This is a genomic window from Caproiciproducens sp. NJN-50, assembly GCF_004103755.1.
Classification (GTDB): domain Bacteria; phylum Bacillota; class Clostridia; order Oscillospirales; family Acutalibacteraceae; genus Caproicibacter.
Genome location: NZ_CP035283.1, coordinates 2,986,368 through 3,000,015, shown reverse-complemented (window position 1 = coordinate 3,000,015; position 13,648 = coordinate 2,986,368). Strand labels below are relative to the sequence as shown.

General features: G+C 56.4%; 18 protein-coding genes. 7 read left to right on the top strand and 11 right to left on the bottom strand.

Annotation, left to right across the window (positions count from 1 at the left end; genetic code table 11):
• Positions 1–155: 155 nt before the first annotated feature.
• The 10 genes from EQM14_RS14645 to EQM14_RS14605 form a co-directional block, all read right to left on the bottom strand.
• The gene (locus EQM14_RS14645) at positions 156–524 is read right to left on the bottom strand and encodes a DUF488 domain-containing protein (RefSeq protein ID WP_128743912.1); all 369 of its coding nucleotides are present in this window, start codon (positions 522–524) and stop codon (positions 156–158) included.
• Positions 525–918: 394 nt separating this feature from the next.
• Positions 919–1,467, bottom strand: coding sequence for a hypothetical protein (locus EQM14_RS14640; protein WP_128743911.1), 549 nt, complete (start codon positions 1,465–1,467; stop codon positions 919–921).
• Between the two features lie 303 nt (positions 1,468–1,770).
• Positions 1,771–2,031, bottom strand: coding sequence for a hypothetical protein (locus EQM14_RS14635; protein WP_243112548.1), 261 nt, complete (start codon positions 2,029–2,031; stop codon positions 1,771–1,773).
• Between the two features lie 37 nt (positions 2,032–2,068).
• Positions 2,069–2,347 carry a hypothetical protein gene (locus EQM14_RS14630; RefSeq protein ID WP_128743910.1) on the bottom strand — a complete coding sequence of 93 codons (279 nt, stop codon included), beginning with the start codon at positions 2,345–2,347 and terminating at the stop codon, positions 2,069–2,071.
• 12 nt (positions 2,348–2,359) lie between these two features.
• On the bottom strand, positions 2,360–3,229 hold the full coding sequence (locus EQM14_RS14625; RefSeq protein ID WP_128743909.1) for a GH25 family lysozyme: 870 nt from the start codon (positions 3,227–3,229) through the stop codon (positions 2,360–2,362).
• The gene (locus tag EQM14_RS16460; RefSeq protein WP_164919106.1) at positions 3,226–3,402 is read right to left on the bottom strand and encodes a hypothetical protein; all 177 of its coding nucleotides are present in this window, start codon (positions 3,400–3,402) and stop codon (positions 3,226–3,228) included. Before EQM14_RS16460 ends, EQM14_RS14625 begins: the two co-directional genes overlap by 4 nt.
• Before the next feature lie 208 nt (positions 3,403–3,610).
• On the bottom strand, positions 3,611–4,030 hold the full coding sequence (locus EQM14_RS14620) for a bis(5'-nucleosyl)-tetraphosphatase (protein ID WP_128743908.1): 420 nt from the start codon (positions 4,028–4,030) through the stop codon (positions 3,611–3,613).
• A 28-nt stretch (positions 4,031–4,058) separates the two neighbouring features.
• Complete coding sequence (locus EQM14_RS14615) at positions 4,059–4,775, bottom strand: LiaF transmembrane domain-containing protein (protein ID WP_128743907.1); 717 nt, start codon at positions 4,773–4,775, stop codon at positions 4,059–4,061.
• Positions 4,765–5,229: a LytTR family DNA-binding domain-containing protein gene (locus EQM14_RS14610; RefSeq protein ID WP_128743906.1), complete on the bottom strand. Its 465-nt coding sequence runs from the start codon at positions 5,227–5,229 to the stop codon at positions 4,765–4,767. The genes EQM14_RS14615 and EQM14_RS14610 overlap by 11 nt, the downstream gene beginning before the upstream one ends.
• 172 nt (positions 5,230–5,401) lie before the next feature.
• Entirely contained in the window at positions 5,402–6,259 is an 858-nt protein-coding gene (locus EQM14_RS14605; protein WP_128743905.1) for a patatin-like phospholipase family protein, read from the bottom strand.
• A 304-nt stretch (positions 6,260–6,563) separates the two neighbouring features.
• Between EQM14_RS14605 and EQM14_RS14600 the strand changes: the two genes are divergently transcribed.
• The 6 genes from EQM14_RS14600 to EQM14_RS14575 all read left to right on the top strand — a co-directional run bounded on the left by EQM14_RS14600 (position 6,564) and on the right by EQM14_RS14575 (position 12,668).
• Positions 6,564–7,178, top strand: a complete 615-nt coding sequence (locus EQM14_RS14600; RefSeq protein WP_164919105.1) for a Type 1 glutamine amidotransferase-like domain-containing protein — start codon at positions 6,564–6,566, stop codon at positions 7,176–7,178.
• An 87-nt stretch (positions 7,179–7,265) separates the two neighbouring features.
• Positions 7,266–8,285 (top strand): M42 family metallopeptidase, encoded by a 1,020-nt coding sequence (locus tag EQM14_RS14595; protein WP_128743903.1) that lies wholly within the window; start codon positions 7,266–7,268, stop codon positions 8,283–8,285.
• Positions 8,286–8,322: 37 nt separating this feature from the next.
• A complete protein-coding gene (locus EQM14_RS14590; protein ID WP_243112835.1) occupies positions 8,323–9,285 on the top strand; it encodes a leucine-rich repeat protein in 963 nt (320 codons plus the stop codon).
• Positions 9,286–9,308: 23 nt separating this feature from the next.
• Complete coding sequence (locus tag EQM14_RS14585) at positions 9,309–10,670, top strand: vWA domain-containing protein (protein WP_128743901.1); 1,362 nt, start codon at positions 9,309–9,311, stop codon at positions 10,668–10,670.
• Positions 10,660–12,171, top strand: a complete 1,512-nt coding sequence (locus EQM14_RS14580) for an AAA family ATPase (protein WP_128743900.1) — start codon at positions 10,660–10,662, stop codon at positions 12,169–12,171. Before EQM14_RS14585 ends, EQM14_RS14580 begins: the two co-directional genes overlap by 11 nt.
• Positions 12,172–12,215: 44 nt before the next feature.
• Positions 12,216–12,668, top strand: a complete 453-nt coding sequence (locus EQM14_RS14575) for a GNAT family N-acetyltransferase (RefSeq protein ID WP_128743899.1) — start codon at positions 12,216–12,218, stop codon at positions 12,666–12,668.
• A 74-nt stretch (positions 12,669–12,742) separates the two neighbouring features.
• On the opposite strand, the gene EQM14_RS14570 is transcribed toward EQM14_RS14575, so the two are convergent.
• Positions 12,743–13,138, bottom strand: a complete 396-nt coding sequence (locus tag EQM14_RS14570) for a pyridoxamine 5'-phosphate oxidase family protein (protein WP_128743898.1) — start codon at positions 13,136–13,138, stop codon at positions 12,743–12,745.
• A 155-nt stretch (positions 13,139–13,293) separates the two neighbouring features.
• Between EQM14_RS14570 and EQM14_RS14565 the strand changes: the two genes are divergently transcribed.
• Entirely contained in the window at positions 13,294–13,638 is a 345-nt protein-coding gene (locus tag EQM14_RS14565) for a winged helix-turn-helix transcriptional regulator (protein WP_128743897.1), read from the top strand.
• The last annotated feature ends 10 nt before the right edge of the window (positions 13,639–13,648 follow it).

Here is a 13,648-nt window from a genome sequence, read left to right as displayed (position 1 = left end):
GGAAATTGATGTAGGTCAAGAATCTGAAATTCTCTTAATTTTTTCAAACCATGATAAACCAATATACAAGTATGCCGCGAACTCGAATATGTTTTCGCGGCGTTTCCCAACTACCAACTGAGAAAGCAAACGCTCCGTCTGCCGGGCTTTCGGGTTCATTCGGACAAAGCTTTCGATCCCAGATATTCCTTCAGGACAATCGCATGATTGATTTTCGGGTCTTTTGCCCCATACAACAGGGTAACCGTATTTTCCCTGCTTTGAAGAATGATCTGCCGGGCGGCCGCCTGCGCTCCGGCATCCGCATCCAGTTCCTTTCGATAAAGCATGCCGAATTCCTCCAAACGATCCGCTTTATGCCCAAACCACATCCGAAGTTCGCGGCTGGGGGCGAGTTCTTTTACCCAGCCATCCAGATGCGCTTTTTCTTTGGATATGCCTCGCGGCCACAGACGATCCACCAGCAAGCGTATCCCGTCACTTGTTTGAAAAGGATCATAAACCCGTTTTATTTGCAGCGCCATATCAAAGGTCTCCTCTCTCTGTTTTCTGCTGAAAATCCGCTATACTAATGGCAAGATGCCACCGAAATGTTTTATCAAATTTAGAGTCTGTTAACATATTATTAAATCGGCTTATTATCATATCAAAATCCAGACCTGTTCCCGCGCACATGCTAAAACTCAAAAAACATCAATCCTGTTCTCTCACCAAGCCCCAAAAACGAAAAACATCTATCCTGTCCTGTCGTGAAATCTCGTTATCAATCCTGTTCTCTCGCGAACGGAATCCGACCCGATAGACTGGTTCCCATGCACGGGTAAAAACCCGTTCTGAGTGTACAGTTTGAAAATTCAAAAACCACAGAAATGGCTTATTTACTGGGGTTTCCGTACACTCAGTCTTTTACCCTTGACATCAATACGACCGTCTCGACGTGCATTGAAACGCCGCCTGATGGATCGTTTCCGGGAATTCCGCGCGCTGCTTTTCATTTCCGAACGCGGAATAAGGGACGATATCGAAAATCGACTGGGTTTGTCCCAAATGTAAAAGGTATGCGTTGACCTTGTTGTCGGCCACTCTGATCTGCGTGATCCCGCACGAGTTTGAAATGGAACCGAAACGCACGGACAGCTTTTCCCCCTCCAGCTTCAGGGTATGAAGCTTCCAGAATTCCTCCGAAATCTTTCCCTTGGCGCGGAGGACCCTGAAATAATTTTTCGCCCGGGGACGAAGACGCAGAAAATTGACCAGGGAAAGCGCTGTCAGGATAACCGAAAGGGCAGCCAGGCCGGCGGCCCTGATTCCGGAGGCGTGCGTGGACAGGATCAGGTAACAAACGACCAGCATCTGACCCGCCGTGCTCAACAGGAACACGAAAAGCTGGACCGGGCTCTTTCGCTTTTGTTTCAGCTGCTGTTCAAGAACGGAGACGTAATCTTCTTCCGAGATTTTATAATTCATTCGTGATCCTCCGGTTGAGATGGATTTTAATTCGCAGTATTTCCCGCATTTTTTATATTATATCATATAATAGCGCACTTTTTATAGTTAGATGACAAATCATCCGGACGTTGAGAAAAGAAATCCTGACCGTCCTTCTTCGGCCTTCTCACACCAGGAAAAGAAGGCCGGGTCAGGGGAATTCATTTATTGGGGATACGTCTGGCCCCCGCGGGGCTCCGCGCCGGGCCGGCCGGACGCGTTAACGCAGAACGGGCCTCCGTTTGCCGGAGGCCCGTTCGATCGATAGAGCGCCGGGGAGAGTTATCCCTGCGGATTGGTTTTGCCGGTGGAGTCCCCGGCCTGCCCGCCGCTGTTTTCAGCCGGGTCCTGCGCCGTCCCGGCGGCTGCGGCATCGATCATTCCCTCGCCCACAATATAGGCGACGACCGAGCCGAGCGCCATAATGACGCCGGTGACCTGAGAAGTGTCCGTGCCGGGACTGAACAGAGCGATCACGCCGACAACCAGTCCGGCGACGGCGACCCAGAATTTACGTGAAGACAGCTTTTCTTTCCAATTCATCCCCAAAAACCCTCTTTCTGCCGGAATCGTCCGGCTTTCATTTATGCAGCTCATCCCTCAGTTCGTCAATGCGAAAATGAGCCTGCTTGGCGGATTGCTCCACAATGACAACCCGCTCGACAATGGTTTCGATTCTGGCGCTGTTGGCCGCCTCCTGCTTGCTGATGCTTTCCAGCTGGGCGTTCACCTGGCGCAGCACCTCCGCCGTTTTCCCATCCTCCCGCGCTTCGGACCTGATCCCGCGCAGCAGCGTAACCAGCAGCGCAAGAAAAGCCACGATAGCGCTGATCAGGGCAATCCAGTTTTGCACCGACAAAGTCATCCCACCTTACGTGACGCGGAAAATAAAGCGCTTCAGGGGCTTTTCCCCCGGAGCGGCCGTGTAGATTCCTGTTTCCGTTCCGGTGAAGCCGACGGCCACCAGGGCAAACAGCTGTTCGTTCCCGCTTTTGGGAAACGGCACGATGGTGACGATTCCGCCGGTCCCGGCCGTAACGGACACCTGCTGCGGACAGACGGTTTTCACCGTATAATACTGGCCGTGAGGGCGGGAAAGGTCCATGGTGGTGTCAATCTGCACCGAAGTCGCCGTTTTTGAAAAATCGTGGAATACGATGTCCAAATCCACGGTTCCGGAAATTCCCGGCACCGTACCGGAATTAGACGTCTGCTGCACGGCGCAGGCAACGTCCGGTCCGGCGCTGTAATCGGCAAGCCAGAGGTCCCACAATCCGAGCGTTTCGGCAGAGTAAATATTCGTACGGTAATCGTTGTTCAAATACAGAACGGGGTTCCAGCCGTCCTTTTTTGCAGCGCCCAGAAATGTTCCGACCATGCTGTTGATCAGCTCGTTGGACGGAGCCGTTCCGTGCATCTTCCTGTAGTAGTTTACGGATGCGTATTCATAATCGTAAGCGAGAAACAGGATGCTGCCGCGGTATGGCTCAATCACCTGCTTGCAGACCGACCATTCCGCCATGGCGTCGGATTCGGAATCGGCGTATCCAAACCAGTACACGGCCGTTTTCAAACCAGCCGCCGCCGCTGCGCTGATATTGCTTTTAAACTGTGAGTCCGTCTGTGAAACACTGTTTCCGTAACCGGCCCGCAGAATCGCGCCCCGAATGCCGGAAGCCGCCGCTTTCGCCCAGTCGATCGTGCCGTTATGGGCGGAGACATCAATCCACCGCTCGTTCATTGGAAACGCCCCGCTTTCCGCAGAGCCTCCCGTTCCTCGGCAATTCCGGCCGCGTGGATGCGGCGGATTTGGTTCGCTTCAGCCAAGCTGTCTCTGTCCGTCCCGGCCCATTGATCCCATGTCATGCCAAGGGCGAGGTTTTTGATCATCTCATGGATTTTCCGACCAGTCACAATGCAAGTCTCCTTTCTTAGCGGACCCTTTTCAAAATATGTTGCGGGACCGGCGCAGGTGCCGCGGGTTTTGCCGAATCGCACGGGATCCCGCCTTTTCAATAAACCCCTCTATTTCCGCTTCGTTTGCCCTTTGGAGACTCACCGGATCAAAAAAATCGGGCCCGGCGCGATAAAAATCGCCCGGACCCCGTTTGGATTCCCTTTTTCAGACCCTGCCGCGTTCCCTGAGGTATGCGTCCGCCTCCTGAAAAAGTGCGGCGTCGTTCGGATAGGTAATTTTTCTTTTTGCTTCACTGAAAGGATACCACCCGGCCTCCAGTATCTCCGCCGCCTGTGTCTTCAGCCGAGGGTCATTGGCTTCCGCTGTAAAGTAGATCACGTTTTTCCAGACCCCCTCCGCCGGGCTGTAAGATGCGATCCGGCGGAATCCGGGGTCGAGAGTGACGTTCAGCCCGGTTTCCTCCCGGATCTCGCGCAGCGCGGTTTGTTTTTCATTTTCCCCGGCTTCCACGTGACCCTTGGGAAAGGACCAGTGCCCGCCGTTGACGTGCCGGATCAGAAGGTATTTCAAAGTTCCGCCGGCCTTAGAATAAACAACCGCTCCGCAGGATTTTTCCTGATTCATGAAACCAACCGCTTTCTGTAAAATAGGGTTATGTGTAACGGATGACGAGGTTGCCGAACGACACGCTGCCGGTCAGGGTGAGCGCCGGCGCTCCGGCGTCGGCCGACGCCGTGTCAAGGTTGCTGTTCACGGCCCCGAATGCCGCGTGGACATGATCGACCACACGCCAGCTTTTCGGCACATAGAGGATCATTTCTCCGAAGCTCACGTCGACGCCGGCCTCCGCGCCCTCCGGACCGAGCTGAACCTGATCGAAGAAAACGCTCAGCTTGCCGAAAGAGGAAGCGAGACGGGCGCTGTGGAGATTGTCGGAGTGCGGGTATTTGCAGGACTCGCTAAAATTCGTTTTGATGAAAATATCGTTGCCGTCGATGGATTCCTCTGTTTTTTGATCGGACTTATCCGCTCCATTGTAATGGCTGTACCGGTGCCAATGATGGCGATAACGGCTGTGGAAGATCATGCTGAACCCGGTCGAGGCAAAAACGGCCGCCAGCACCAGCTGCCAAAACGGAAAAATAACCAGATGGAGCGGGTGCTGATAGATCAGGTAGAGCAGAGCCGCGGAAAGGAACAGACCGAAAAAATTCAGATCCGTCAGGCTGCTGATCAACACGGCCGCAAGCAGTACGGTCGCGGCGATGCTCCAGAATCCGATGCTGGCGAACGCGCCGGTCTGGCTTGCAATCACGAAAACCGCCGCCGCCAAAAAGAAAATGCCCCAAAACCAATTTCTATATCTCATGTGTTCCCCTTTCATTTAACCGCCGCCGCAGTTCCCCGTAATAATACCGGGACGCGTAAACCTGTTTGTAGGTGCCCGCGAACTGGATCAGGCTGGAGGAAGTGAGGTCCCGCGTGATGGAATAGATCCTCAGAACATTCACGATGGCGGACTTTGCCGCCCTGGCGAAGCTGCGGGGAAGAATCTGCTCCAGCTCATACAGCCGGTATTTGACCAGGTAGGCTCCGTCGGCCGTGTGGGCGTAGACGTGATCGCCCTCCGCTTCAAAGAACAAAACATCCTCCAGCGGAAAATAGTATTCCTGATTCTGCCGATAAAAGGTGATTTTCGGTCCCGGCTTGGACTGGTCCAGAATGAACTGGTGTATTTTCCGGATGGTCTGATCCACGCGGCCGCAGCGGATCAGGACCTCGTCTTCCTCCAGGTCATCGGTCACTTCAATTCGAACCTTCATTTGCCCACCTCTTATGGGTACAGTATAGCGGCTTTCCCGGAGCAGGAAAAGGGGATTCGGGTATCCGGTCGTCTCAGGCCGGCAACAGGTATGAAATTGCGGATGAGATGCCGTTTCGGGGCTTTTCACCGGTCGCCGTCCTGTGGAAACAGGCTGCCCCGCAGAAAGAATCTTATGCGGAAATCGTATCCGTCCGGTGCAGAAACGCCGGAAGCGCGCGCGCGTCGGCATATCCCTTGCGGTACATCTGGTCGATACAGCTTTTCTTCTTCGTCAGCGTGCTCATTCCGCAGCAGTCGTCCGGCGCGATGATGAGCGCTTTCCCGCGTTTCGCGTAGTCCTTTGCGAGGGCGACGCCCTCGTTGTATTTGCGGTAGCGCAGCAGCAGGTTTTCGGCGGCTTTGGGGTATCGGCGGCGCAGCAGCCTGGCAAACGGCGCGTCTTTTTTCTGCACCCGCACCGTGTCCCGCGGCTTTGTCAGAATGACGGCGACCCTGTCGCATCCGTCGCCAAAAGCCTTCCGGATCGGCACGGGGTCGGCGATTCCGCCGTCGTAATACGGAATTCCGTCCACGGAATAGGGCCTGCAGACGACGGGGATGCTGGACGACGCCTTCAAAATATGGTAACTGTCCTGCGCCATGTCGTTTTTGTCAAAATAGGTGCTTCCTCCGCTCACCGCGTTCAGCGCGACGACTTTCATCTGACTGTGCGAGTTTTTAATCGCTTCATAGTTCAGCGGATTTTCCCCGTTCAAATTGGAAAGCTCGCCATAAACATAATCCATGTCGATATAGGAGCCTGTGTGGATCAGATTGTGCAGGCTCATGTACTGCCTGCGGAAAGCGTATTCCATATAAAACCGGTAATTCCTGCCTTTTTGCTTTCCAAGAAAAGAGGCAATGTTCGCGCTGCCGGCCGACACGCCGATGCAATAGTCAAACTCGATTCCATGGTCCAGGCAATAGTCGAAAACTCCGGCGCCGTAAATTCCACGCAGTCCTCCGCCGACGTCGATCACTCCCGTCATATTGTAATTCTCCCTCCAAACATTAGATAAAATCCCGTAATTTTATCGCAGTGCAATTCTTAATTCCAATTATAGCACGGACCGCGGGATTTCACCATCTGATTTGCAGAATCGGAATCATTTTTATCCGTGGCGCTGAATCGGCAGGGGGCGGCACCTGTCCCCCGTTGGTGTTGTAATCGGCCGCGGATCGGAATATAATAACTTTAAACCTGCGGCCTGAAGGAAAAGGGGACACTCTGCACGGCCTGGCGCAGAGCGTTTCATTGTCCGGCTGCGAAGAAATTCGGCGGGAGGGATGCTCATGGTGCTTCTGACTTCGAATGGTTTATCATCCCGGTCTTTGCTGGAAGAAGTGGGAAAGCAGCTGCCTTCCCGTGAAAAAAGGGCCGCGATGATCACCACCGCTTCCGTCGGATACAAGGACAGGGACTGGCATGTTCCGAAGCTGACCGCGCAGCTGGAATCCCTGGGTCTGTCCGTGGATTGTTTCGACCTTGACACGCAGGAGTCGGAACTGCTCAAAGCCTATGATTTGATCGAAATCATAGGGGGAAATCCTTTTTATCTGCTCCGGCAGATGAAGTGCGCGGCATGCGGAGACTTCTTCAGAGATTTTGCGGAGGGCAAAATTATCGTCGGAATCAGCGCGGGCAGCATCGTTCTGCAAAAGGACATCCGGCTGGTTGCCGGATTCAGCCCGGAGCTGAATGAGGAAGTCGGCTTGACCGACCTGTCGGGACTGCATCTGACGGATGTCGAAATTCTTCCGCATTATCACAGAATGCTGTCGGAGATTCCGAATCTGGAAGAGCGGACGGCGGAATATGAGAGAAAGCATGCATGTAAAGTAATCAGGCTTGACGACGGACAGGGCATCCTTACCGGGAGGGAAACAAGTCATGTTCTGATCAAATAACGGAACGGAAGTCGGATTTAGAAGAAAAGGCGCGGAGAAAATCCCGCCCGCGCTTCAGAACGCGAAGATTGAAAAAGGAAGAGGAAAATGAAATTTATTCTGAACCAGCTCAAAAAGCTGACTTCGATCGACAGTCCCAGTGGGTTTACCGGTGAAGTGACGCGGTACACGATGGAGGAATTCCGGAAGTTGGGGTTTCAGCCGTATCTGACCAACAAAGGCTGCGTGGTCTGCGATCTGGGCGGCGAGGGGGACCCGCTGATCCTTTCCGCCCATATCGACACGCTCGGCGGCATGGTGGCCGAAATCAAGAAGAACGGCAGGCTGCGCATTACGAACATCGGCGGCCTGAACGCGAACAACTGCGAAACGGAAAACTGCCGCATCCGCACGCGTTCCGGCAAGGTTTTCGAGGGAACGCTCCAGATGAACGACCCTTCCATTCACGTCAACAACAAATTTTCCGAGCAGAGCAGGACCTTTGACGACATGGAGGTCGTGGTGGATGAAGATGTGAAGGAAAAAGAGGACGCCGGGAAGCTGGGCATCCGCGCCGGGGACTTTGTCTGCTTCGACCCGCGCACGGTCGTGACTCAAAGCGGATACATCAAGAGCCGTTTTCTGGACGACAAGCTGTCCGTGGCGATCCTTCTGGGCCTTGCGAAACGGATCTCCGAGAAGAAACTGTCCCTGAAACGGAAGGTTTACGCATTCATCACCGTGTACGAGGAGGTCGGGCACGGAGCCTGCGGCGCGCTGCCCGCGGACGCGAAGGAGATCCTCAGCGTGGACATGGGCTGCGTGGGGGAGGGCCTTTCCTGCACCGAACGCATGGTGAGCATCTGCTCAAAGGACTCCCGCGGACCGTATGACTACGAGGTCACGACGGAGCTGATCCGCTGCGCGGAACAGGCAAAACTTGACTTTGCAGTGGATGTTTATCCGTTTTACGGGTCGGATGCGGATGCGGCGCTGGCCGCGGGCTACGACCTGAAGCACGGCCTGATCGGGGCCGGGGTGTACGCGTCCCACGGGTACGAGCGGTCCCATGTGGACGGCGCCGACAACACCTTGAAGCTGCTGGAGCGGTATGTGGGCCGGGATTGATCGTGAATTTTGAAAGGAAAGGGTGCGCGGATTGAAGGTGCGATATATCGCCGTTCCGGGCGGCGCGTCCGTCTTTTCCTGTTCGGGATCGGGCGCGTCCGTCCGCGTCCCCGACGAGATCGGCGGGCTGCCGGTGCGGGAAATCGGCGCCTACGCGTTTTCCTCTCCGGAAACCGCCGGGGCGCAGCTTCCTCCGGGCGCCGAAATCCGCGAGGCCCTGACGGACGAAGCCGAGGCGCCCGGCGGCGGGGAGCGGTTTCTCGGCGGGGCGTCCCTTCGGGAGATCCGGCTGCCTTCGGGATTGAGGTCGATCGGGGCCTATGCGTTTTACAACTGCACCGGCCTGTCGCTCCTCTCTTTGGGAGAGGGGCCCGCGCAGGTCGGAAACGGGGCGTTCATGAACTGCGCGGCCCTCGGAAGGATCGCGGTCGTAGCCCCTGCGGGCGCGAAAACCTGTCTGCGGGGAATTCTCGCGGAGCTTCAGCGGGAGGTCCGCGTCGTCTTCCGCTCCGAAAAAGAGGAGTCCGTCTGGATTTTTCCGGAGTATTATGAGGAATCCGTCGAAAATTGCCCCGCCCGCATTTTTGAGCATTTCATCCACGGGGCGGGCTTCCGCTACCGGCAGTGCTTCCGGGGGGACGGGCTGGATGCGGAAGGCTACGACGCGCAGTTTCCGCTGGCCCGGAGCGAAACGGCCCCGGAAACACTGCTGCGCATCGCGCTGGAGCGCCTGCGCCGACCGGTCCACCTGACGGAAGCCGCGGCGGAACGCTACCGCTCCTGCCTGAAAAATAACGCGGCTGCCGCCGCGTGCCTGCTGGTCCGGGAAGACGATCCGGACGGGCTCTTGTTTCTTTCGGCAAACGGCGTCTTCACTCCCGAAAGCCTCGCGGCCGCGGCGGAGGAAGCTTCCCGGCTGGAGCGGGCGGAGTGTCTCTGCGTTCTGCTCGATGAACGGCACCGCCGCTTCGCCCCGAAGAAAAAGACCTATGACCTGTAAGACACCGCGGAAGGAGGAGCGCCATGGCGGATGAAATGGAAGAACGGGTGCGGGAGATCGGGGACCGCATTCTGAAGGAATCCCGAACGGACCTGTACCTTTCCATGCGCTTTCTCGACCTCGCGCTCAGCGCGCTCTCCTATGAGATGAGGCCGGGCGCGGAATATCTGGGAACGGACGGAGCCAGCCTTTTTTACGACCCCGATCTTCTTTTCGTCCGATACCGGCAAAACCGGATTTTGATCAACCGCGGATACCTCCACTGCGTCCTGCACTGCGTGTTCCGCCACCTCTGGAAGCGGCCCGGAGAGGACCGGGAACTGTGGGACCTCGCCTGCGACATTGCGATGGAATCCGTGCTGGACGGGATCGCGCAGCGCTCCGTGCGGCAGTCCCCCTCCTGGTTCCGGCGAAATTTTTACGAAACGCTCCGCGAAAAATGCAAGGTGCCGACGGCGGAGAAAGTCTACGAGCTGCTCCGGACGATGGACCTGAATCTCGAGGCGCGCATGGAACTTGAGCGGGAGTTTCGGATCGACGACCACTCTTTCTGGCCGGACCCGCAGAAAAGACCGCCCGCCGGAATGCCGCCGCTCCAACAGAAATGGGACGACATCAGCCGGAAAATGCAGACCGGCATGGAGACCCTCTCGAAAGACCCCGCCGAACACGCACAGGCGATTCTTTCCCAGGTCCGGGTGGAAAACAGGGAGCGGTATGATTACCGGCGCTTTCTTCGGAAATTCGCCGTTCTGCGGGAGGAGGCACGGCTGGACCCGGACTCGTTCGACCCGATCTTTTATTCCTACGGCCTGCGCCTTTACGGCAACCTGCCGCTGATCGAACCGCAGGAAACGCGCGAGACCCGCCGGATCGAGGATTTCGTGATCGCCGTGGACACCTCGATGTCCTGCTCCGGCCGTCTGGTGCGCGGGTTTCTGGAGCAGACCTATTCCATTCTGAAAGATACCGAAAGCTTCTTCCGCCGGGTCAACATCCACATCGTCCAGTGCGACGAAACGGTCCGGTCCGACCGGAAGATCACGAACGGGGAAGAACTGCGGGATTATATGGATCACTTCGAGCTGATCGGCAGCGGCGGCACGGATTTCCGTCCGGTGTTCCGCTATGTGGACGAGTTGCTCCGCGGGAAGGAGTTCCGGCGCCTCAAGGGGCTGATCTATTTTACGGATGGACGGGGCGTTTACCCGGAACACAGACCGCCCTACGACGTCGCCTTCGTCTTTCTGCGGGACGATTTCACCGACGCGGATGTGCCGCCGTGGGCCATGAAGCTGATCCTGGAGCCGGACGATCTGGACCGGAAACCGGAAACGGCGGAAAATCAAGAAGACTGGGAGGACCTGCCTCATTATGAATATTAAACAGGCGAAGGAAGAAATCGAAAATACCGTGAGGGCGTATTTGAAGCGGGACGAAAACGGAAATTACCGCATCCCGCCGGTGCGCCAGCGGCCGATGCTTCTGATGGGCCCGCCCGGCGTCGGCAAGACGCAGATCGTCGAACAGGCGGCGCGGGAGTGCGGGGTGGCGCTGGTGGCCTACACCATCACGCACCACACCCGCCAAAGCGCCGTCGGTCTGCCGTTTATCCGGGAGAAGACCTACGGAGGAAAAGAGTTTTCCGTGACGGAGTACACCATGAGCGAGATCATCGCCTCCGTTTACGACCGGATGGAGCAGACGGGCCTTTGCGAAGGCATTCTGTTCATCGACGAGATCAACTGCGTCTCCGAAACGCTGGCTCCCACCATGCTGCAATTTTTGCAGGGCAAGACGTTCGGCAACCAGAAGGTGCCGGAGGGCTGGATCATCGTCGCGGCCGGCAATCCGCCGGAGTACAACCGCTCGGCGCGCGAATTCGACATCGTCACGCTGGACCGCGTGAGAAAAATCGATGTGCAGCCGGATTTCTCCGTCTGGAAGGAATACGCCTACCGGCAGTCGATCCACGGAGCGATTCTGTCCTATCTGGAGCTGCGCGGCGAGAATTTTTACCGGATCGAAACCACGCCGGACGGGGCCGCGTTCGCGACGGCGCGCGGCTGGGAGGACCTTTCCGAAATGATGACGGTCTGCGAGAGCCTGGAACTTGAAATCGGGCAGGACCTGATTCTCCAGTACATCCAGAATCCAGCCGTCGCGAAGGATTTTGCCAATTATTACGAACTTTATCAGAAGTACCGCGATGATTACCGCGTCGACGAGATCCTGAACGGGCAAATTTCGGAGCGCGCGGTCGCCATGCTGCAGCATGCCCGGTTCGACGAAAGGCTGAGCGTGATCGGCCTGCTGCTGAGCCGCCTCAACAGCGCGTTCCGGGACGCCGAGCTGACCGACCGGTCGGTTGAGGCGGTGTTTGAGCGCCTCGGCGAATGGAAGGAAGAACTGAAGAAAGAGACCGTCGACCCGGAGGCCGTATTGCGGCGGCTGGCGCGGGAGGCGGCGGACTCTCTTGCCCTGCGGCGGGAGAGCGGACGGCTCGACCGCGACGGAGAAACGGCGGAGTCCCGATGCGTCCGGCTGCTGGAGAATTACGCCGACGAACTGCTTCGAATGGAACGGCCCGGGGCCGAAGAGGCGTTCGAAACCGTGAAAAAGCACTTTGGGGAAGAGACCGCGCGAAAGGAAGAAATCACCGAAACAGCGTCGAAAATGCTGAATCACGCCTTTGATTTTATGTCGGTGACGTTTGGAGAAAGCCAGGAGATGGTGATTTTCGTCACGGAGCTGACGGTCGGATTTTACAGCTCCGGATTTATCCTGGAAAACGGTTCGGAACCGTATGACCGTTACAACCGCAGTCTGCTGCTCGGCGGCCGCAGGAGGGAAATCCTGAAGGACATCGACGGCCTTTCCACCTGACCGGAAAACGGAGAAGAGCATTCATTGTAAAACAGGAGGCAGCTATGGACGAAATCGTCATTCGGAAATTAAAAGAGGAGGACCGGGAGGCTTATCTTCAGATGGCGCAGGACTTTTATTCCTCGGATGCCGTCGACCACACTCTTCCGCGTTCCTATTTTGAAAACACATTTCGGGAGCTGATGCGGTCGGAGGAATACGCACAGGCTTTCTTTCTGGAGGTTCGCGGCGATGTGGCGGGCTACGGGCTTCTTGCCAAGACCTTTTCCCAGGAGGCGGGCGGCATGGTCGTCTGGGCCGAGGAGCTTTACATCAAGCCGGACTACCGCGGCCGCGGCCTTTGCCATGCCTATCTCGCCTATTTGAAGAAACACCTGCCGGAAAATGTGAAAAGGCTCCGGCTGGAAGCGGAGGGCGCAAATCAGCGGGCGATTTCTCTTTACCGCCGGCTGGGCTTTCAGGATCTTCCGTACTGCCAGATGATTCTGGATTTTTGAAAAGCCAATTAGAAGGGGACCCGGAGATTGAATCCGGGTCCCCTTCTGAAACCGATGCCGTTTGCTCTCGCGGGCTATCCGGCAATCTTTTTCGGGGTGTCCGTCATCGAGTAGAGCGTGGCCTCCGCATCCTCAAGAAAAAGAACTTCAAATTTGCCGTCGCCCACGCGGTACATGCTTTTCAGCTCCGGCATCTTTTCCAGCATGGCGGCCCTGGCGCCGTCGTTGTCGTCGCGGACCAGCCTGCCCGTGACGCGGACCCAGGTTCCGTCCGGCTTGCAGCCGCAGATTTCCACCTTGGGGTTCTTCCTCATCTGGTGGTACACGTTCTTGGTGTTGTTCGTGCTGAAATAGATTCTGCCCCCGTATTCCATCACGGCGCCGAACGGACGCACCCGCGGCTGGTCGCCTTCCACCGTCGCAACGTAAAAGACCTTTGTTTCCTCCAGGGCTTTCACAATCTGATTCATTTTCTTAACCTCCCATGACGCTTGACTTTTTATGATTTTGCCGTTAAGGTTATTATAGGATGGTAATTGCGGGATGTGAAGTAGGCACATTTTTGTAAGGTAGAGAACGATCGGATACCAAGTATGACAAAGATACCGGAAGGACGAGAGTTTTTATGGATCAGAAGAAAGAACTGCCTGACTGCCCCGTTGAAGTGACTCTTACAATGATCGCGAACCGTTGGAAGGTCTTGATTCTGCGCGACCTGATGGAAGGGACCCGCCGGTTCGGGGAGCTGAAAAAGTCGATTGCCGGCATCTCGCAGAAGGTGCTGACCTCCAATCTGCGGGACATGGAGCACTCGGGGCTTCTGACGCGGAAGGTGTATCCGGAGGTCCCGCCCCGCGTGGAATACACTTTGACGCGCACGGGATACAGCCTGGGGCCTGTCCTTGACGCGATGCGTGACTGGGGGATTGATTACGGCAGGGAAATGGGCGCTCATGAAAGAAACCTTTGAGCAGGTTTCC